Source organism: Hyphomonas sp. UBA3601 (genome assembly GCF_002375605.1).
Taxonomy (GTDB): domain Bacteria; phylum Pseudomonadota; class Alphaproteobacteria; order Caulobacterales; family Hyphomonadaceae; genus Hyphomonas.
The window spans coordinates 15,796-33,108 of the sequence record NZ_DFME01000120.1 but is presented as its reverse complement, the minus strand read 5'-3'; the positions used below and the strand labels follow the sequence as shown (position 1 = coordinate 33,108).

General features: G+C 59.9%; 14 protein-coding genes. 12 read left to right on the top strand and 2 right to left on the bottom strand.

Annotated elements, in window-relative coordinates; translation table 11 throughout:
- The 4 genes from ptsP to B4F73_RS12915 all read left to right on the top strand — a co-directional run.
- Window positions 1-2,205: phosphoenolpyruvate--protein phosphotransferase (gene ptsP, locus B4F73_RS12930; protein WP_290483465.1), on the top strand; the 2,205-nt coding region annotated here is incomplete at its 5' end.
- A gap of 92 nt (window positions 2,206-2,297) precedes the next feature.
- The gene (locus B4F73_RS12925; RefSeq protein ID WP_206992428.1) at window positions 2,298-3,251 is read left to right on the top strand and encodes a helix-turn-helix domain-containing protein; all 954 of its coding nucleotides are present in this window, start codon (window positions 2,298-2,300) and stop codon (window positions 3,249-3,251) included.
- A gap of 65 nt (window positions 3,252-3,316) precedes the next feature.
- A complete protein-coding gene (gene ispG, locus B4F73_RS12920; protein ID WP_206992429.1) occupies window positions 3,317-4,450 on the top strand; it encodes a flavodoxin-dependent (E)-4-hydroxy-3-methylbut-2-enyl-diphosphate synthase in 1,134 nt (377 codons plus the stop codon).
- A gap of 18 nt (window positions 4,451-4,468) precedes the next feature.
- Window positions 4,469-5,077 (top strand): trimeric intracellular cation channel family protein, encoded by a 609-nt coding sequence (locus B4F73_RS12915; RefSeq protein WP_206992431.1) that lies wholly within the window; start codon window positions 4,469-4,471, stop codon window positions 5,075-5,077.
- Here B4F73_RS12915 and B4F73_RS12910 read toward each other — a convergent pair.
- Window positions 5,046-6,254 carry an acyltransferase family protein gene (locus B4F73_RS12910; protein ID WP_290478546.1) on the bottom strand — a complete coding sequence of 403 codons (1,209 nt, stop codon included), beginning with the start codon at window positions 6,252-6,254 and terminating at the stop codon, window positions 5,046-5,048. The two genes, B4F73_RS12915 and B4F73_RS12910, sit on opposite strands and share 32 nt — an antisense overlap.
- A 181-nt stretch (window positions 6,255-6,435) precedes the next feature.
- Here B4F73_RS12910 and B4F73_RS12905 point away from each other — a divergent pair, with 181 nt between their 5' ends.
- The 8 genes from B4F73_RS12905 (at window position 6,436) to B4F73_RS12870 (ending at window position 16,854) form a co-directional block, all read left to right on the top strand.
- Complete coding sequence (locus tag B4F73_RS12905; protein ID WP_290483464.1) at window positions 6,436-7,290, top strand: LytR/AlgR family response regulator transcription factor; 855 nt, start codon at window positions 6,436-6,438, stop codon at window positions 7,288-7,290.
- 74 nt (window positions 7,291-7,364) lie between these two features.
- Window positions 7,365-8,669, top strand: coding sequence for a hypothetical protein (locus B4F73_RS12900; RefSeq protein WP_290483463.1), 1,305 nt, complete (start codon window positions 7,365-7,367; stop codon window positions 8,667-8,669).
- Between the two features lie 42 nt (window positions 8,670-8,711).
- A complete protein-coding gene (locus tag B4F73_RS12895) occupies window positions 8,712-9,140 on the top strand; it encodes an MAPEG family protein (RefSeq protein WP_290478544.1) in 429 nt (142 codons plus the stop codon).
- Window positions 9,141-9,200: 60 nt separating this feature from the next.
- Window positions 9,201-10,274 (top strand): peptide chain release factor 1, encoded by a 1,074-nt coding sequence (gene prfA / locus B4F73_RS12890; protein ID WP_290478543.1) that lies wholly within the window; start codon window positions 9,201-9,203, stop codon window positions 10,272-10,274.
- Window position 10,275: 1 nt separating this feature from the next.
- A complete protein-coding gene (prmC, locus tag B4F73_RS12885; RefSeq protein ID WP_349678090.1) occupies window positions 10,276-11,136 on the top strand; it encodes a peptide chain release factor N(5)-glutamine methyltransferase in 861 nt (286 codons plus the stop codon).
- Between the two features lie 196 nt (window positions 11,137-11,332).
- On the top strand, window positions 11,333-12,016 hold the full coding sequence (locus tag B4F73_RS12880; protein WP_206992438.1) for a DUF4167 domain-containing protein: 684 nt from the start codon (window positions 11,333-11,335) through the stop codon (window positions 12,014-12,016).
- A gap of 196 nt (window positions 12,017-12,212) precedes the next feature.
- Entirely contained in the window at window positions 12,213-14,834 is a 2,622-nt protein-coding gene (gene clpB, locus B4F73_RS12875; RefSeq protein WP_290483462.1) for an ATP-dependent chaperone ClpB, read from the top strand.
- A gap of 55 nt (window positions 14,835-14,889) precedes the next feature.
- Window positions 14,890-16,854 (top strand): alpha/beta hydrolase family protein, encoded by a 1,965-nt coding sequence (locus tag B4F73_RS12870; RefSeq protein WP_290478540.1) that lies wholly within the window; start codon window positions 14,890-14,892, stop codon window positions 16,852-16,854.
- Window positions 16,855-16,896: 42 nt separating this feature from the next.
- Here B4F73_RS12870 and B4F73_RS12865 read toward each other — a convergent pair.
- Window positions 16,897-17,313 (bottom strand): M23 family metallopeptidase (locus B4F73_RS12865; RefSeq protein ID WP_290483461.1); only part of this gene is annotated, 417 nt, incomplete at its 5' end.

The following is a 17,313-nucleotide window of genomic DNA, read 5'->3' as shown; positions in this document are numbered from 1 at the left end:
GAGGAAGGCGAAACACGGTCTCGGCTCGACAAGGTCGTGCGCCTGATCGCCTCCACCATGGTGGCTGATGTCTGTTCCATCTATCTCAGACTGCAGGGCGGCGCGCTGCTCCTCATCGCGACGGAAGGTCTCAAGGCCGATGCTGTCGCCGCCACACGCCTTAGCGTGAATGAGGGACTTGTCGGTCTGGTTGCACGCCGCGCCGAGCCGATGGCCATTCAGGACGCGCCGCGCCACCCCTCATTCTCCTACCGGCCGGAGACCGGCGAAGACCCGTTCCACGCCTTTCTCGGTGTCCCGATCCTGCGCGGCGGACGTGTCATTGGTGTCCTTACGGTTCAGAACCGGACCGAGCGGGCCTATGATGATGAGGAAATCGACAACCTCCAGACAATCGCCATGGTGCTGGCCGAGATTGTCGATCGGATTGATCCCGATGCGCTGAACAATGGCGGTAATGAGAAGCGAGAGCGCAACACGGCATCCTTGACAGGACGCGTGTTTTGCGAAGGCCTCGGTTATGGGCGCGCTGTGTTGCACGATCCGGTCGTGCCGGCCGCGAAATTCTTCGCGGCGGATCAGGTGACCGAAAGCAAGCGCCTGTCCGAAGGCATGGCGGAGCTGAAGGCCTCTATCGACCGCATGATGGCATTGGATGGCGCCGCGCTGGGCGAAGACCCGCGCGATGTGATGGAAACCTATCGTCTGCTAGCACATGATCCGTCCTGGGCCGAAAAGCTGCAGGAAGGCGTGAAGTCCGGGCTTTCCGCTGAGGCGTCGGTTGACCGGGCGCGGCGCGAACACCGCGCACGTCTGCAAAGTGCGCGGGACCCTTATTTGCGCGAGCGGCTGCACGACCTCGAAGATCTCGACAACCGGCTGCTACGCATTCTCGGCGGGGAAGAGGGCAAGCCCCAGATCAGCGAGGAGCGCAGCGTGCTTGTCGCGCGGCGGCTTGGACCGGCAGAACTGCTGGAATACTCCAACACCGGCCTCAGGGCGATCCTGATGGAGGAGGCAGCCGCCTCGTCTCATGCGGCCATCGTTGCACGCGCCCTTGGTATCCCGACACTGGGTGGCATTGCCGGCCTGACCACACGCATCGACCAGGGCGATTGGGTCATCGTCGATGCCGAGGATGGCACGCTTCATATTCGCCCGGATGACTCCCTGTACGATGCGTACAAAGGGCGGGTTTCGCTGCGTTCAGAACGTCAGGCAGGCTATGAAGCGCTGAAGGATCTGCCAGCCCGCACGACCGATGGCACGGAAGTCTCGTTGATGCTGAATGCAGGGCTCGACCTCGACATGGACATGATGAAACAGGCAGGCGCTGACGGCGTAGGCCTGTTCCGCACTGAATTTCAGTTCCTCGTCTCGGAATCTCTGCCCAAGCTGAATGACCAGATCGACCTCTACAAGCGCGTTCTGGACAAGGCCGATGGCAAGCCGGTCATCTTCCGCACAGTGGATCTGGGCGGCGATAAAGTGCTGCCCGCGCTGAACTTGCAACGGGAAGAAAACCCCGCGTTGGGCTGGCGGTCGATCCGGTTCGCGCTGGACCATAAGGGCCTGTTCCGACGCCAATTGCGCGCGCTCGTCCGCGCCGCTGGAGAGCGACCGCTGACCGTCATGTTTCCGATGGTGACGGTGGCGTCCGAATTCGAGGAAGCGCGAGATCTGTTGCTGAAAGAAGTTGAATGGTCGGCAAAGCGCACAGGCCGCCGACCGTCACGCGTGGAAGTCGGCGTGATGCTGGAGACGCCAGCCTTGGCGTATGGTTTGCCGGAACTTGCCGGCAAGGCGGAATTCCTGTCGGTCGGGACGAATGACCTGATGCAATTTTTCTTCGCAGCTGACCGGATGACGCCGCATGTATCGGATCGCTACGATCTGGTGTCACCTAGCGCATTGCGATTCCTGAAAGAGGTCTCGGACGCCTGTAAAACTCATGGCATACGCATGTCCGCGTGCGGGGAAGCGACGGGATCAACCCTGTCTGCGCTCTGCTTCGTGGCACTGGGATTTACCACATTGTCGATGTCGGCGGGCTCTATTGGACCGGTCAAGCAAATGATAAGGTCATTCGACTTGCAGGCATTCAGGCCCGACTTTTTGGCGGCTCTGGACGCCCCGAAGCAGGATTTCCGTAACCAAGTATTAGCCTTGGCAGCCGATCATGGGATTGAGCTTTCTGATGGTTAATATGGACTGGCCCATATAATAACCACATTCATGGACCAGAAATTGCGCTGCAGGGAGGGGACCCCCTCGCTGTATCGAAGAGCTGGAAGAATATGGCACACGACGACCTGACCCCTGAGCACGACCGTGATGATGCGAGCCCTGCGGCATCGCAGGACACGTCTGCGAGCGTGTCGGAATCTGAGTCGAATGAGACGGAAATGACCCCGCGCGAACGCGCCATGGAGATTTTCCAGGCGCGCGAGTTTGATGGCGAGACGTTGCGTATGGGCCAGGTCCTGCGCCGTGTGCGGGAGGCTCTGGGCCTCGAAATCGCAGACGTTTCCCGCGCAACATTGATGCGCAAAGACTATCTGATGTGGATTGAGCGCATGGAAGTCGGCGAACTTCCACGTGGCGGCTATTTGACCGCGATCCTCAATACTTACGCCAAGTATCTCCAGCTGCCGGAAAAGGACGTAATCCGGATTTACAGTCAGGAATGCGGCGCTGTCGAAGAAGTGCACAGCGACGCCCCGGTCCCCAAGATTGGCCAGATCGCACCGGAAAAGGCCAAATGGCCACTCGCGGTTGCTGCGGCCGCGGTCTTGGTTGCGCTGGGCGCAGGCGCGCTCGGCGTGTCGCAATTGGTGCGCCCGAATGTCGAACTTTCCGCCGAACCTGGTGTCGTCTCCGTAAATGGTGCGCGTGACAGCCTGTTCGCGGAATCCACGAAATCCGATCGCCCTGTCCCCAGGAATTTGCCGCTGGAACTGGTGGCGGTGAAGCAGGGCTGGATGGAAGTTCGCGGCGCTGATGGCACGATTTTCCGCAGCCGCGTAATGGCTGCCGGGGAGAGCTATTTTCCGCGCCTTCAGGCCGGCTGGACCGTGTCTGCCCGCAATGGCGGCGCCTTTGAATGGCGTGTCGGTGATGTCACGATCGGCCCTCTGGGCCCTGAAGGCGCCCAGGTATTTTCGGCGAGCATTGATGACCAGATTGGTCGTGCCACCGACGCGGCGGCCCCAGCCATGGCTGCCAATGGTGGCAACAAGGCGACCCGCTAGGCTTGCCATGAGCCGCCGGACCCGCCATGTGATCCGGGACACTCACCGGACAGGACCCCGCGCCCATGTCGCATAATCCAATCCGTCCCTGGCGCAATATCGAGCGCCGGAAATCCCGCCAGATCCGCGTTGGCAACGTGCTTGTGGGCGGCGATGCCCCGATTGCCGTGCAGACCATGACGAACACGCCGACCGAGGATGTCGCCGCCACGCTCGCGCAGATCGAGCGCGCCGCAGAAGCGGGCGTGGACATTGTGCGTGTCTCCTGTCCAACGGAAGACTCCACAGCCGCGATGCCGGAAATTTGCCGGGCGAGTCCCGTGCCAATCGTTGCGGACATCCATTTTCACTACAAGCGCGGTATCGAAGCCGCCGACGCTGGCGCGGCTTGCCTGCGGATCAATCCCGGCAATATCGGGTCTGAAGCCCGGGTGAGGGAAGTCGTGGCAGCGGCGCGCGCCAATGGGTGCTCCATCCGGATCGGCGTCAATGGCGGCTCGCTGGAGCGCCACCTGCTGGAAAAATATGGTGAGCCTTGCCCGGATGCGATGGTCGAGTCCGCGCTGGACCATGCCCGTATCCTCGATGATCTCGGCTTCCACGACTATAAGATTTCGGTAAAGGCCTCGGACATGTTCCTGACCGTGGCGGCCTACCAGCAACTGGCCGAGGCAACTGACGCGCCGCTACATTTGGGCATCACTGAAGCTGGCGGTCTGCGCACAGGTACCGTGAAATCCTCCATCGGCATGGGCGCTTTGCTCTGGGCTGGCATTGGCGACACAATCCGTGTCTCGCTTTCCGCCGATCCGGTGGAAGAGGTGAAGGTCGGCTTCGAGATGCTGAAGTCGCTCGGTCTGCGGACACGCGGCGTGAACATCGTGGCGTGTCCCAGCTGTGCGCGGCAGGGTTTTGACGTCATCAAGACCGTCGAACTGCTCGAACAGCGCCTTGCGCATATTTCCGAGCCGATCAGCCTGTCGATTATCGGCTGTGTCGTGAACGGACCGGGCGAGGCGGCCCTGACCGATCTAGGCTTTACCGGTGGCGGCAAGGAAAGCGGCAAGATGTTCGTCTCCGGCCGCGCCGACCATAATGTCTCGAATGCCGAAATGGTCGATCACATTGTCGGTCTCGTGGAGCAGAAAGCCGAATCCCTGCGCCGTGAACGCGAGGCGGCCGAGGTGGCAGCCGAATAGGCTGAACCTGCTCAGCATATGACCCCTGACCTTCTTCTCCTGTTTGCCGATCGGATCGGCGTGTTCGTCTTTGCGATCTCTGGCGGCATTGTCGCCGTGCGCAAGCAAATGGACATGTTCGGCGTCATTGTGCTGGCCTTCCTGCCAGCGATTGGCGGCGGCACACTGCGCGACTTGATTCTGTCCCAACCAGTCTTCTGGCTGGAGGACACGCAGACCCTCGGGCTTGCGGTCGCAGGAGGCTTCACCGCCTTCTTCTTTCATCGCTGGCTGGAGAATTTCCGGCCCCTGCGTTGGGCCGATGCGTTCGGCATGGCGCTGTTCGCGGTGACCGGCGCGGCGAAGGCCATGTCGCTTGGCTTTGGCTGGCCGGTCGTGCTGATCATGGGCACGATGACGGCAAGTGCCGGCGGCTTGCTCCGTGATGTCGTCGCCAATGAAGAGCCGCTGCTGCTCAAGAAGGATATTTACGCGACAGCCGCCCTGATGGGGTCGCTCGTCTATTTCCTGCTCAAGTTGAGCGCCGTCGAGGAGACCTTTGCCTTTGGAGGCGGTCTCCTCGCAGCCTTCATGATCCGCGCGCTGGCGATCATTTTCAAACTGTCGCTGCCGCGCTCGCCTTTCTAGAGACGGGCGACGCGCTGGCGGGCTTCAGCCCGAATAGCGGCCGCAGAAAGCCGACGCGGCGGATGACCAATTCGTGCAACAGGGCACATCCGGCAAATGTGCCTCCGATGACAAGCGGCGCTTCGATCCCGACAGGCAGTTCCTGCCGGGTCAGCCAGTAGCCGAGCATGACGGTCAGCGTCTGGTGCAGGATGTACCAGGGGAAGATCGCCTCGGTCATGTAGGTCAGCGCGCGGCTGGGCCGGTTGAGGTAGCGTTCGGCGAGACCGAGCAGGGCTGCGATGGTGATCCAGGCATAGGCGAGGCGCGCAATGCGGGCTGGCCAGATGATCCAGTCCCAGTCTCCGCCCTCGCTGAGCATTTCCCAGTTTTCCCAGAGGACAGACAGGCCTGCGCCGAGACCGACCATCAGACCGACCGCAAAGGGCAAGACGCGGCGGATTGCGCTCCAGAAATGGACGTCCTTGGCCAGCAGGAAACCAATCATCAGCATGGTCAGGCTGTGGGCGTGATTGGCCCAGTCCCAGGTGAGGTCGTGGGTAGTTTTGAAATAGGGATCGAGGGTAATGCGGTAGAGTATGTGGGGCAGTACGGGCAGGACAAGCGCCGCGGCTGGCCCCCATTTTCCGCCGAACAGGCGCTTTGTGATCCGCGCGCCGGTGCCGCCCATGAAGCGCGCGATCCGACCCGCAAATGGCGCCAGCATCAGCGTGTAGACCAGCAGGTACACAATGTACCAGAGATGGTTCCAGGTGGGGGTTGTGATCGAAAAATCCGACCCGAAATCAAGGTATTGAGGCCAGAAGGCTAAGAAACTGCCTGAAAACTCCCCGGATTCGACCAGCTGCAGCCAGCTTTGCGGCGCGACCACGACCGCCATGCCGAACAGGATGGGCAGGCCCAGACGTACGACGCGTTCCCGGGCCAGTTTCGAGCCGCCCAGCTTGTCGGCTGCAAAGCGTAGCGCCACGCCGGAGATGAAGAAAAGCAGCGCGAGGCGCCACGGGTTCAGCAACATCATCGCCCATTCGGCCTCAGGGCCTGCATGCACGCTTTTCACGTGCCAGCCCCAAGTCACGTAGAACATGCCGGAATGGTAGAGAATGAGCAGGCCAAACGCGATAATGCGCAGCCAGTCTAGATCGTATCGGCGCGGGAAGGCGGGAGCGTTGGGCATGGGTTTCTCCTGTGGATTTGACGCCAGCCTGTTGGGGACACGGGTCCAAGTCAGCTCGGATGGGGCGATCGGTGTGTCGGGGGGATGAAAGGCCTCTGCCAGGGGTGTGCGGCGGTACCTGGGGACGAAATCCTGAGATTTCTGTTCCAGCTCCAGCCCGGCTTGTGGCAGGAAGCGGGTCATGGAACCTCGCAAGCTGCATCCCGAGATCGAAGCTGACCGTCGCGCAGACCGGAAGACGTGGATCTATTTCGGATGCTTCTTGTTCGCGTCATTTCTCGTGGAGTCCTTGTCAGATCAGCATTTGCTGAATCGGGTTGGGGATCCGTACCCAAACCTGCCATGGCTGAGCCAGGCGACGTCGCATGGCGTGATCCTGGCATTGACGCCCTTTATCACTTTCATGCTCAGCCGGTTCCCACTCTCGGCGGGGCAGTGGCGCACCAATCTGCTGGTGCATGCAGCGGCGACAATACTGTTCTCGGTCGCACATATCCTGGCCATGGTGGCCCTGAGGAAACTGCTCACGCCGATTGTGTTCGGCATTCCGTATGATTTCGGGCTCTCGAATGTTTCGGTCTGGCTCTACGAATACCGCAAGGATGTGCTGAGCTATTCGCTGATCGCTGCGATCTTCTGGATGAACCGACTGGTCGAGCAACGCGCACTTGATTCCCGGGTGGCGCAACGCGACGCAACTGATTTGCATCGGCTGACGCTGAAATCCGGTGGGCGTTCCTATTTCGTGAATGCCCCGGATGTGATCTGGGCCAAGGCGGCGGGCAATTACGTCGAAGTTGTCACCAAGGGCAAATCCTATCTGGCGCGCCTGACGCTGACAGAGCTGTCACGTCTGTTGGATGCCGCTGGCGGACGGCATGTGCGGGTGCACCGCTCACACATCGTCAACCTGGACCATGTGCAGGCAATTGAGCCTACCGGCGAAGGGGATGTGACCCTGCGGCTGGACACGGGCGACGAGGTACCGGGCTCGCGGCGGTATCGCGCCCAGTTCGAGCCGGAACGGGCGGCCTGACCACTTTTCCGTGAGGGGGTAGGCGGCCGGATAAATGCCGCTAGGGTGCCGGAACATTTTTCTCGGAGAGGTCCATGCTCAACGTGTTTCGTGCCCTTGTCTGGTTTCTTGTCCGCGTGCCGCTCTTGTTGCTCATTTTTGTGACCGCGCTGATCATGAGCAGCTGCACCATGCTGGGCCTGAATTATGCGAGCCTGGAGACGGCCAACAAGCCTGTGCCCCAGCCTGAACTTAATGTGGCGGCGATTGTAAATGAGCCAGCTTACCGATCAGACGTTATGCAGGGCTTTGAGGACGTTCTTTACGGGCCATGGCCGGAAGGACTACCGATCGAATGGGGTGAGCCACGTCTGGTCGATGCCAATTTGCTTGGCGGAAAAGGACGGCTTGAAGAGATACCTGTCACGATCGGTGAAGGTGAGGGTGCGAGCCAATTCTGGTTGGCTGTAGCCACTCCCGCCGGGGATGGGCCATTCCCGCTTGTGATCAGCCAGACCTTTTCTTCCAACTGCGCGGCCTTTCCCGGTTACCCGGTCACCGCGACCGACGGAACGATCTGCGAGGGCAGCGAGATGGAGGGTACATTCGGCTTCATCGCGACCCAGATCTTCGGCACATATATCGCCAAAGTGCCGCTCGACCGCTTCATGGATTCGGGCATTGCCTATGCGAGTTTCTATGGGTCGGATTTTGTGCCGGATCGCCGCACTGAAGCGCCGGGCGTGATGGCCAATCTGGGCGGGCCGATCAATCCAACCAGCACGTTGATGGCTTGGGCCTACGGGTATTCGGCCGCTATGGACGCGTTGGAGGGCCTCGAAGCGATCGATTCCGACGCGATAGTGCTGTTCGGGCATTCGCGGTTCGGCAAGGCTGCGCTGATCGCGGGCGCCTGGGACCGGCGGACTGACGGGGTCATTGCGCACCAGACCGGGTTCGCTGGCGCATCGCTCTCGCGTTCGGAAACAGGTGAAGGATTGAAGCGTATGGCAGAATCCTACCCGCACTGGCTGGCGCCTGAAATACAGGATTGGCTGGATCGGCTGGACGAATTGCCGGTGGATCAGCACCAATTGCTGGGCCTGTTGGCGCCAACCCCCGTCTTGCTGGGCAATGGACGCCGCGATGTCTGGTCCGATCCGAATTCCTCCTTTCGCGCAGCCCTTTCGGCCTCAGACGTTTATGAAGCGGCTGGTGAGCCGGGATTGCCAGCGGGCGGCATGAAGCAGGATTTCGTTCCAGAGGCGGGGATTGCGTGGTGGCTGAGGCCGGGCGGGCACAGCATTGTATCGGAAGACATCGACACGTTCATTGCCTTCGTTCACGCACAGTTTCCTGAAGCCTCTCGGACGCAAAGTGCTGTTCATGCTGCAGAATAGTGCCTAAGCTCCCCGCAATTAAAAAAGCTGTGGGAGGCCAAAATGCCAATCAATGTCGAATTTCTCCATCCTGTTCTCGCGCTTATCGTATGGACGCTGATCCTCTGGTTGTGGATGTACGCGACGCGTATCCCCGCCATGCAGAAGGCTCATATAAACCCGGACGACGCCCGTCATCCAGGCACCTATGGCGATAAACTGCCGGCGAATGTCCGGTCTGTGGCGGACAATTACAATCACCTCCATGAACAGCCGACCATTTTCTATGCCCTGATGTTCTTTGCGGCCTTGACCGGTGGTGGGGACCATCTCGCGACGCTGATTGCCTGGATTTATGTCGGCCTGCGCGTTCTGCATTCCTTCGTCCAGATCCTGTCGCCGAAAGTGGTTTTGCGGTTTACGTGTTTCGCGCTCGCCTCGATCACGCTGATCGTGCTGGCCGGTAAGGAAGTGATCCGCATCCTCCTCTGACTTAGGCAATCACAGCCGAAGGGACTTATCAGGTGGCCAAAAGCGCTCTAAAGGGCGCGGATGGCTACTCTTTCCCTTTCCCGGCTCCAGCAGGTTGTTGATCGTTTCGAACAGGTCGAAGCGCGCATGGGCGCGACGACCGAAACCGACGAGATCATCGCCCTGTCCAAGGAGCATTCCGAACTGAAACCCGTGGTCGACAAGGCGCGGGAAGTGATGACAGCGCGCAAGGGCCTGGAGGAGGCGCAGGCACTGGCATCCTCTGGCGATGCCGAAATGGCTGAATTGGCCCAGATGGAAATCGAGGACATCAAGGAACGCCTGCCGGACCTGGAGCAGGAGATGCAGGTCCTGCTATTGCCGAAGGATGTCGATGACGCGGCCAATATCGTGCTGGAGGTTCGCGCCGGAACAGGCGGAGACGAGGCCGCCCTGTTCGCAGGCGACCTCTACCGCATGTACACACGCTACGCGCAGACGATGGGATGGAAAGTTGAAGTGGTCGACGCGTCCGAAGGCGATGCCGGCGGCTATAAGGAAATCGTCGCCAATATTGCTGGCGACGGCGTGTTCGGTCACATGAAGTGGGAAAGCGGTGTGCACCGCGTCCAGCGTGTGCCAGCGACCGAAACGCAGGGACGCATTCATACGTCGGCCGCGACTGTGGCTGTTTTGCCTGCGCCCGAGAATGTCGAGATCGAAGTCAAACCCGAAGACATCCGTATCGACACAATGCGGTCTTCCGGTGCGGGCGGCCAGCACGTCAATACAACGGACTCCGCGGTGCGTATCACCCATCTTGCGACCGGTATCATGGTGACGAGTTCGGAAAAGTCCCAGCACGTCAACCGCGAGAAGGCGATGGAACAGCTGAAGATTCGCCTCTACGAGAAAGAGCGCTCCGAGCGCGATGCTGAACGCGCCGAGGCGCGCGCCAGCCAGATCGGCACGGGCGACCGCAGCCAGAAGGTGCGGACCTATAATTACCCGGAAAACCGGGTCACGGATCACCGTATTGGCCTGACACTGTATTCGCTCGACAAGATCATCACGGGCGACAAGCTGAACGATGTTGTCGAAGCGCTGATTACGGAAGACCGGGCGCGCAAGCTGGCCGCGATGGAGGCGAACTAAGCTGCCTGCGAAGACATATGACACTTTACTGGCAGAAGGCGCGGCGCAGTTGCGCAAAGCCGGCATTGATACATCGCGGCTTGAAGCGCGGTGGTTGCTGGCCCATGCGGCTGGCTGTCAGTCCTCAGACCTTATAGCGCGAGGGGGAGGCAATGTTTCAGATGAAATCAATTCTGCATATTCCAACAGTATTTTGCGCCGCGCCGCCCGCGAGCCTCTGCAACACATCATTGGCTCGACGGAGTTTTTCGGTCTTGAATTCCTGAGCGATGGGCGCGCATTGATTCCACGCCCGGACAGCGAAATTTTGGTTGAGGCGGCCCTTGCGCGCATCCCTGACAATGCACCTGTCTTCATTGCTGATCTTGGAACGGGGAGTGGGTGCCTGTTGTCCGCAATCCTCGCAAATCGACCGCTGGCGACCGGGGAGGGCGTCGAGGCAAGCCAGGATGCAGCGGAACTGGCGGAGGAAAACCTGTCCCGGCTTGGCCTTTCGGATCGCGCATCGATCCATAACGGCCCATGGTCCGATTGGCAGAAATGGGGTGCAGCGGACCTGATCATTTCCAATCCGCCCTATATTGTCAGCGCGGAAATGGCAGGCCTCATGCCTGAAGTTCGTGACCATGATCCGGCGGCAGCGCTTGATGGCGGCCCGGATGGCCTGAATGCCTATCGGGAAATCGTTGGCCTTGCAGCGGGTCGGATGAAGCCCGGCGGCTGGCTCGTATTCGAGATCGGGTATGACCAGAGACTATCCGTCGGCGCCTTGCTGGAAACGGCCGGATTTGAAGCCATCACCTGTCTGAAGGATCTAGGCGGAAATGACCGGGCCATTGCCGCGCAACACCCTGTTGTGTAATACTTACATTTCTTCTTGGCGTATTGGGAAAGTCACGCTAGAAGATTCTCGTGAGACGGCGACCACACACGGTGTAATTGCATGTCCCCCTCACAAGACTCGCGCAAATCAAGGGCTGGGGCCACTTTATCCAGAAGGCCAATTGCGCTGGGAATTGCCTGAAAACTGATCAGGCGCATGAAACGGGAAGATCTGCATGAAACGTTCACGCGGGCGCAATCGTCGCTCAGGCGGTAACAACCAGAACAGCCACAACAATCCGAATCGTCACTATGAAAGCGTCGGTCCGGATGTGAAGATTCGTGGCTCTGCACAGCAGGTTCTGGACAAATACCAACAATATGCCCGTGACGCCCAGACCAGCGGCGACCGGATCCTGTCCGAGGCGTATTACCAGTTTGCCGAACACTATCAGCGCATCGTGGCCAAGCAGGCGGAAGCGAAAGAACGCTCCCAGCAGAATCGCAATCAGAATCGCGACAATCGCCGCGATGATCGCGATAGCAATGACAACAATGACAACAGCAATGCCGATGACGACAATTCGTCCAAGCAGGAAGCCGAAGTCGAATCGCGCAACAAGAACCGCAACGAGGATGACCGTTCCGATCAGGACTCTGACTCATCCAGCGATGCGAAATCCAACCAGGACGACGCGTCGGAAAATTCAGACAAGTCCGATGATGGCGATGACAAGGCTGACAAGCCCCGTCCGCGCAGTCGCCGCAAGCCTTACGCCAAGCGCGAAAAGGCCGATGATGCGCCAGAAGCTGAAACCGATGGAGTGCTGAAAACCGTCTCCCGTGGTCGTCGTAAAGCTGCGCCGAAGGGGGATGATGGTGCCCAGCCCGAAGAGGCTTCCGCCGAAACCACCGACTGATTGCAAGTCGTCAAACCGATTTGAAGAGCCCGGCTGCATCTTGCAGGCCGGGCTTTTTCTTGCGCGTATCGTGACGGTGCGGGCGGTTGCAAACCCATCAAGGCTTCCCACATCAGGAAAGAACCGGATACCGGCTGCCGCTGAGCGGGGCCATTGTCCACCAACTTCCATGATCTGCCTTTCAAAGGGGATGTAGATGAATATTGAACAATACACAGAGCGCGCTCGCGCGATCATTCAGGGTGCACAGACCGCTGCCTTGGCGAATGGCCATCAGGTTCTGACGCCTGCCCATGTCCTGAAGACCATGCTGGAAGACCGCGACCAACTCGCGGTGAACCTGATCCGTGCAAGCGGGGGTCGTCCGGAACTGGTTGCGCAAGGCATCGACACGGCGCTTGGCAAACTGCCCAAGGTGCAAGGCGCAAGCTCTGGCCTACGTCTCGAGCAGGCAGGGGCCCAGCTGTTCCAGACTGCCGAAGCGGACGCAAAGAAAGCTGGCGACAGTTTTGTCACCGTTGAACGCCTGTTGCTGGCAATCGCCAGTCTGAAGGGTGATCCGGCTTCTGACGTGCTGGCCAATGCGGGCGTGACCTCGTCTGGCCTCGAAGGCGCCATTGCCGAACTCCGTCAGGGTCGCACCGCTGACAGTGAAAATGCCGAAGAAGGCTATGATGCCCTGAAAAAATACGCCCGCGACCTGACCAAGGATGCGCGGGAAGGCAAGCTCGACCCGGTTATCGGGCGCGACGAAGAAATCCGCCGTGCGATCCAGGTCCTGTCTCGCCGGTCGAAGAACAACCCTGTCCTGATTGGTGAGCCCGGTGTGGGTAAAACGGCAATCGCCGAAGGACTCGCGCTGCGCATTGTTAATGGCGACGTACCAGAAAGCCTGAAAGGCAAACGCCTGCTTGCGCTCGACATGGGCGCACTGATTGCGGGGGCAAAGTTCCGCGGTGAATTCGAGGAACGCCTGAAGGCCGTGCTGAATGAAGTTCAGCAGGCGGAAGGGGGCGTTGTCCTGTTCATTGACGAGATGCACACGCTGGTTGGTGCGGGCAAGGGTGATGGCGCAATGGACGCCTCAAACCTCCTCAAGCCTGCCTTGGCGCGTGGCGAACTGCACTGTATCGGTGCGACGACTTTGGACGAGTATCGCAAACATGTTGAAGGTGACCCCGCCCTCGCACGACGGTTCATGGCCGTTTTCGTGGATGAGCCAACCGTTGCCGATACAATCTCGATTCTCCGTGGCCTGAAGGGTCGCTACGAGGCGCACCATGGTATCCGCGTGTCGGACGCCGCGATTGTTTCTGCCGCCAATTTGTCGAACCGGTATATCACTGACCGGTTCCTGCCGGACAAGGCCATCGACCTTATGGACGAAGCCTCTGCGCGTTTGCGAATGCAGGTCGATTCCAAGCCCGAAGAACTCGACGAGATCGATCGCCGCCTCCTGCAATTGCGGATCGAGGCCGAGGCTCTGAAGAAAGAAAAGGATGCTGCTTCGGTGGATCGCCTCAAGACAATCGAGAGCGAGATTACGGATCTGCAGACAAAGTCTGATGAGCTGACGGCGACATGGTCCGCCGAGAAGAACAAGTTGAAGGGCGCTGCCTCCGCGAAAGAACAGCTCGACCGGGCCTATGCCGACATGGCGGAAGCCCAGCGCCAAGGCGACCTGACCAAGGCGTCTGAGTTGAAGTTCGCGACAATCCCGCAGCTGGAAAAGCTCATTGCGGAAGTCGAAGGCAGCGAGGATGATCAGGGAGACGGTGGACTCGTCTCCGAAGTCGTCCGCCCAGAGCATATTGCTGCCGTGGTCTCGAAGTGGACAGGCATTCCCGTCGACAAGATGATGGAGGGCGAGCGCGAGAAGCTGCTCAAGATGGAAGACGATTTGCGCAAGCGGGTCGTGGGTCAGGATGCTGCGCTGGAGGCCGTCTCCAATGCTGTTCGCCGTGCGCGTGCAGGCCTGCAGGATCCGAACCGCCCAATCGGCTCTTTCCTGTTCGTCGGTCCGACGGGCGTCGGCAAGACAGAGCTGACCAAGGCACTGGCCGAGTTCATGTTTGACGATGATACCGCGATCCTTCGGCTCGACATGTCGGAATTCTCCGAGAAGCATTCCGTCGCCCGTTTGATTGGAGCGCCTCCGGGCTATGTTGGTTATGATGAAGGGGGTGTGCTGACGGAGTCAGTGCGGCGCAGGCCCTACCAGGTGATCTTGTTCGATGAGGTCGAGAAAGCCCATCCGGACCTTTTCAATACGTTGTTGCAGGTCCTCGATGATGGGCGCCTGACCGATGGTCAGGGCCGTACGGTCGACTTCAAGAACACGATCATCATCATGACGTCGAACCTCGGCGCAGACGCGCTGGCGAGCGGCGAAGAGGGAGAGGTGTCGGAGGCAGCCAAAGAGTCCGTCATGGGCGCTATCCGCACGCATTTCCGACCCGAATTCATCAACCGGATCGACGAGATCGTCTTCTTCAAGCGGCTGGGCCGCGGCGAGATCGACCATATTGTCGATATCCAGATGGAGCGCCTGGAAGCGCTGCTGAAGGATCGGAAGATGACGCTGCAGTTGAGCCTCGATGCTCGCAACTGGCTGGCCGCGCGGGGCTATGACCCGGTCTATGGGGCAAGGCCACTCAAGCGTGTCATCCAGAAGGAATTGCAAGATCCTCTGGCCCGCCTCCTGCTGGAAGGCCGCATCCATGATGGCGAGACCATCGAGATTGGGGTCGAAGGCGACCAGCTGTCCATCAATGGCGTCCCGAACGGGTTCGCCAAAGGTGCTGCAGCCCTGAACTAAAGGTTGATCGACCGAGAATTTTATGATGGCCTTTCTGTCACTCAGGGAGGCCATCTTGCATTTGAAAATGATATTGACCGCGCTCGCGGTGACACTGGCGGCCGCGTGCCAGACGGCGCGCGCGGACATGAACGAGATCGCGGAACTCTATGGTCGTGCGGACGGAATTGCTGAGCCGCAGCTTTCTCCTCAAGGCACGAAACTGGCCATTGAATGCGCCCCGCAGGGCTTGCCGTCGCTGTGTGTGTTCGACCTGACCGGGGCCACGGAGTCTGCTCTGATCGGCCTCGACTCCACGTATCGCCTGAAAGATTTTTTCTGGGTAGATGAAGCGCGCCTGATCTTTCGTTTCGGTATGTTCGAGCGCCTGCAGACTCAGAGCGGAATGCAGGAATTCGAGGCGTGGCGGGCCGTTTCGTATGATGTGAACTCTGGCGAATCCACCGTACTCATGAACGACACGCGGGGCATGGTGGACACGTCGAACATCGTGTCTCTGCTGCCCCAGGATGAGGGCAAGGTCCTGATCATGGGATGGATTTACGATAGTGGTGCGACTTCGGGTACGATCATGCCGACGAAATCCAACAAGGGCTGGATGCCCCGTACATTTGCGGTCAATCTGAAGAACGGAAAGACCCGGAAAGCTGAAACGTTCCCCAAACACACAGATCAGGTCGTTTTCGACCAGTATGGTCGAGAGGTTGCCCGTTTGCGTCGCGACATCAATCTCGGGACGTCGACCGTTTATCGCGGGCGGGATGAAATCTACTTCGAAGATGATGTGAATGTTCGTAATCTGCGCCTGATCGCGCTCGAAGAAAGCGTTGGAGACCTGATCGTCTGGATCGACAGGGGTGAGAACCGCGGCCTGAATTACATGTCGCTGCGCGACGGATCGATGTCTCCCGTCATGATCGGAGACAAGCGGGCCGGGGCCGCCGCGACGATCATCGATCCCTATACGGGCACATTGGTTGGGGTCGAATATGGTGGGGAATGGGATGAGCAGGTTTTCCTCGTGCCGGAACTGGATGCTGCGCAGTCCGCCATCGAGGCGGCCATGCCGGGCAAGCATGTTACGATCACTTCCTGGACGGCCGACCGCAAGAAAGTCTCTGTCGCCCTGGCGGAGGCCGGGCGGCCGGCAGACTATTTCGTCTATGACTCTGCCGCCGGCACGATGGGGAGCATCGGCAGCGCCGGATCACATCTGGTGAACCGCCCTGTTGGAAATGTCGTTTCGATTTCGTATGAGGCCCGCGATGGCCGCACCATTCAGGGTTTCGTCACCTTGCCGCCCGGCAAGACGTCGGATAATGGCCCGTTTCCGCTGGTCGTCCTGCCGCATGGCGGCCCGGTGGCCCATGACACGGCCGAGTTCGACTGGTGGTCCGGCGCCTATGCCGAGGCAGGCTATGCCGTATTGCGCCCGAACTATCGCGGCTCGACCGGTTCGACTTCGGAGCATCGCTTCGCCGGATATGGCGAGTATGGCGGCAAGATGGTCGACGACGTGATCGACGGTGCGGCATGGGCCATCGCGCAGGGCATTGCCAAGCCGGACGGTTATTGCATCGCTGGCGGCAGCTATGGCGGTTATTCGGCCCTGATGGTGGCCGCGCGGGATTCCGGACGGGTGAAATGTGCTATCTCGGTGAACGGAGTGACGGATCCGATCCTGCGCCTGTCGGAATACACACCCGACAGCGATGCTTACAATCACTATGAATTGATGCTCGGGTCAGGCCGGTTTTCAGACGATGCCAGCCGCGCGGCCATCATGCCGGTCCGTCAGGCCGGGGCAATGTCGGCGCCGATCCTGATCATGCATGGCCGCGAAGACACGCGCGTGCCCTTCCGGCAGTTCACGCGGATGCGCGAAGCTACCGGAAACCGCCCGAACTTCACCTTTGTGGAGATGGAAGGCGAGGATCATTTCCTGCAGTCCACGTACGCACGTTCGGATGTGTTGAATCGGACGCTTACATTTCTGGAGGCGCATCACCCAGTGCAATAGCCGCAGGATACGCGGAGCCTCGGGAACTCCGCGACATTCCTTTTACGGAGAGGGTGGATTGGTCAGCGAGCCGGTGCCTGCCATGAGCTGGGCGCCCTGGGCTGTGCGGATCGCGTCGATCTCGGCCTTGCGGGCTTCGAATTCGGCAAGCATGTCCGGCGTCTCAGCCAGCTTGCGGCCGGTCGGCAGTTTCAGGCGCATCGCGTTGACTGGCTTGCCCTTGATGTAGACTTCGTAGTGCAGGTGCGGTCCGGTTGAGGCACCGGTCGAGCCGACATAGCCAATCACGTCGCCCTGGCGGACCCGCTTGCCAGCGCGAACGCCTGGTCCGTAGCGGGACATGTGGGCGTAGGCGGTCTTGTAATTATTGGCGTGCTTGATGCGGACATAATTGCCATAGCCGCCATAGCGGCTGGCGCGCTCGACCGTGCCATTGCCCGCTGCATAGATCGGCGTGCC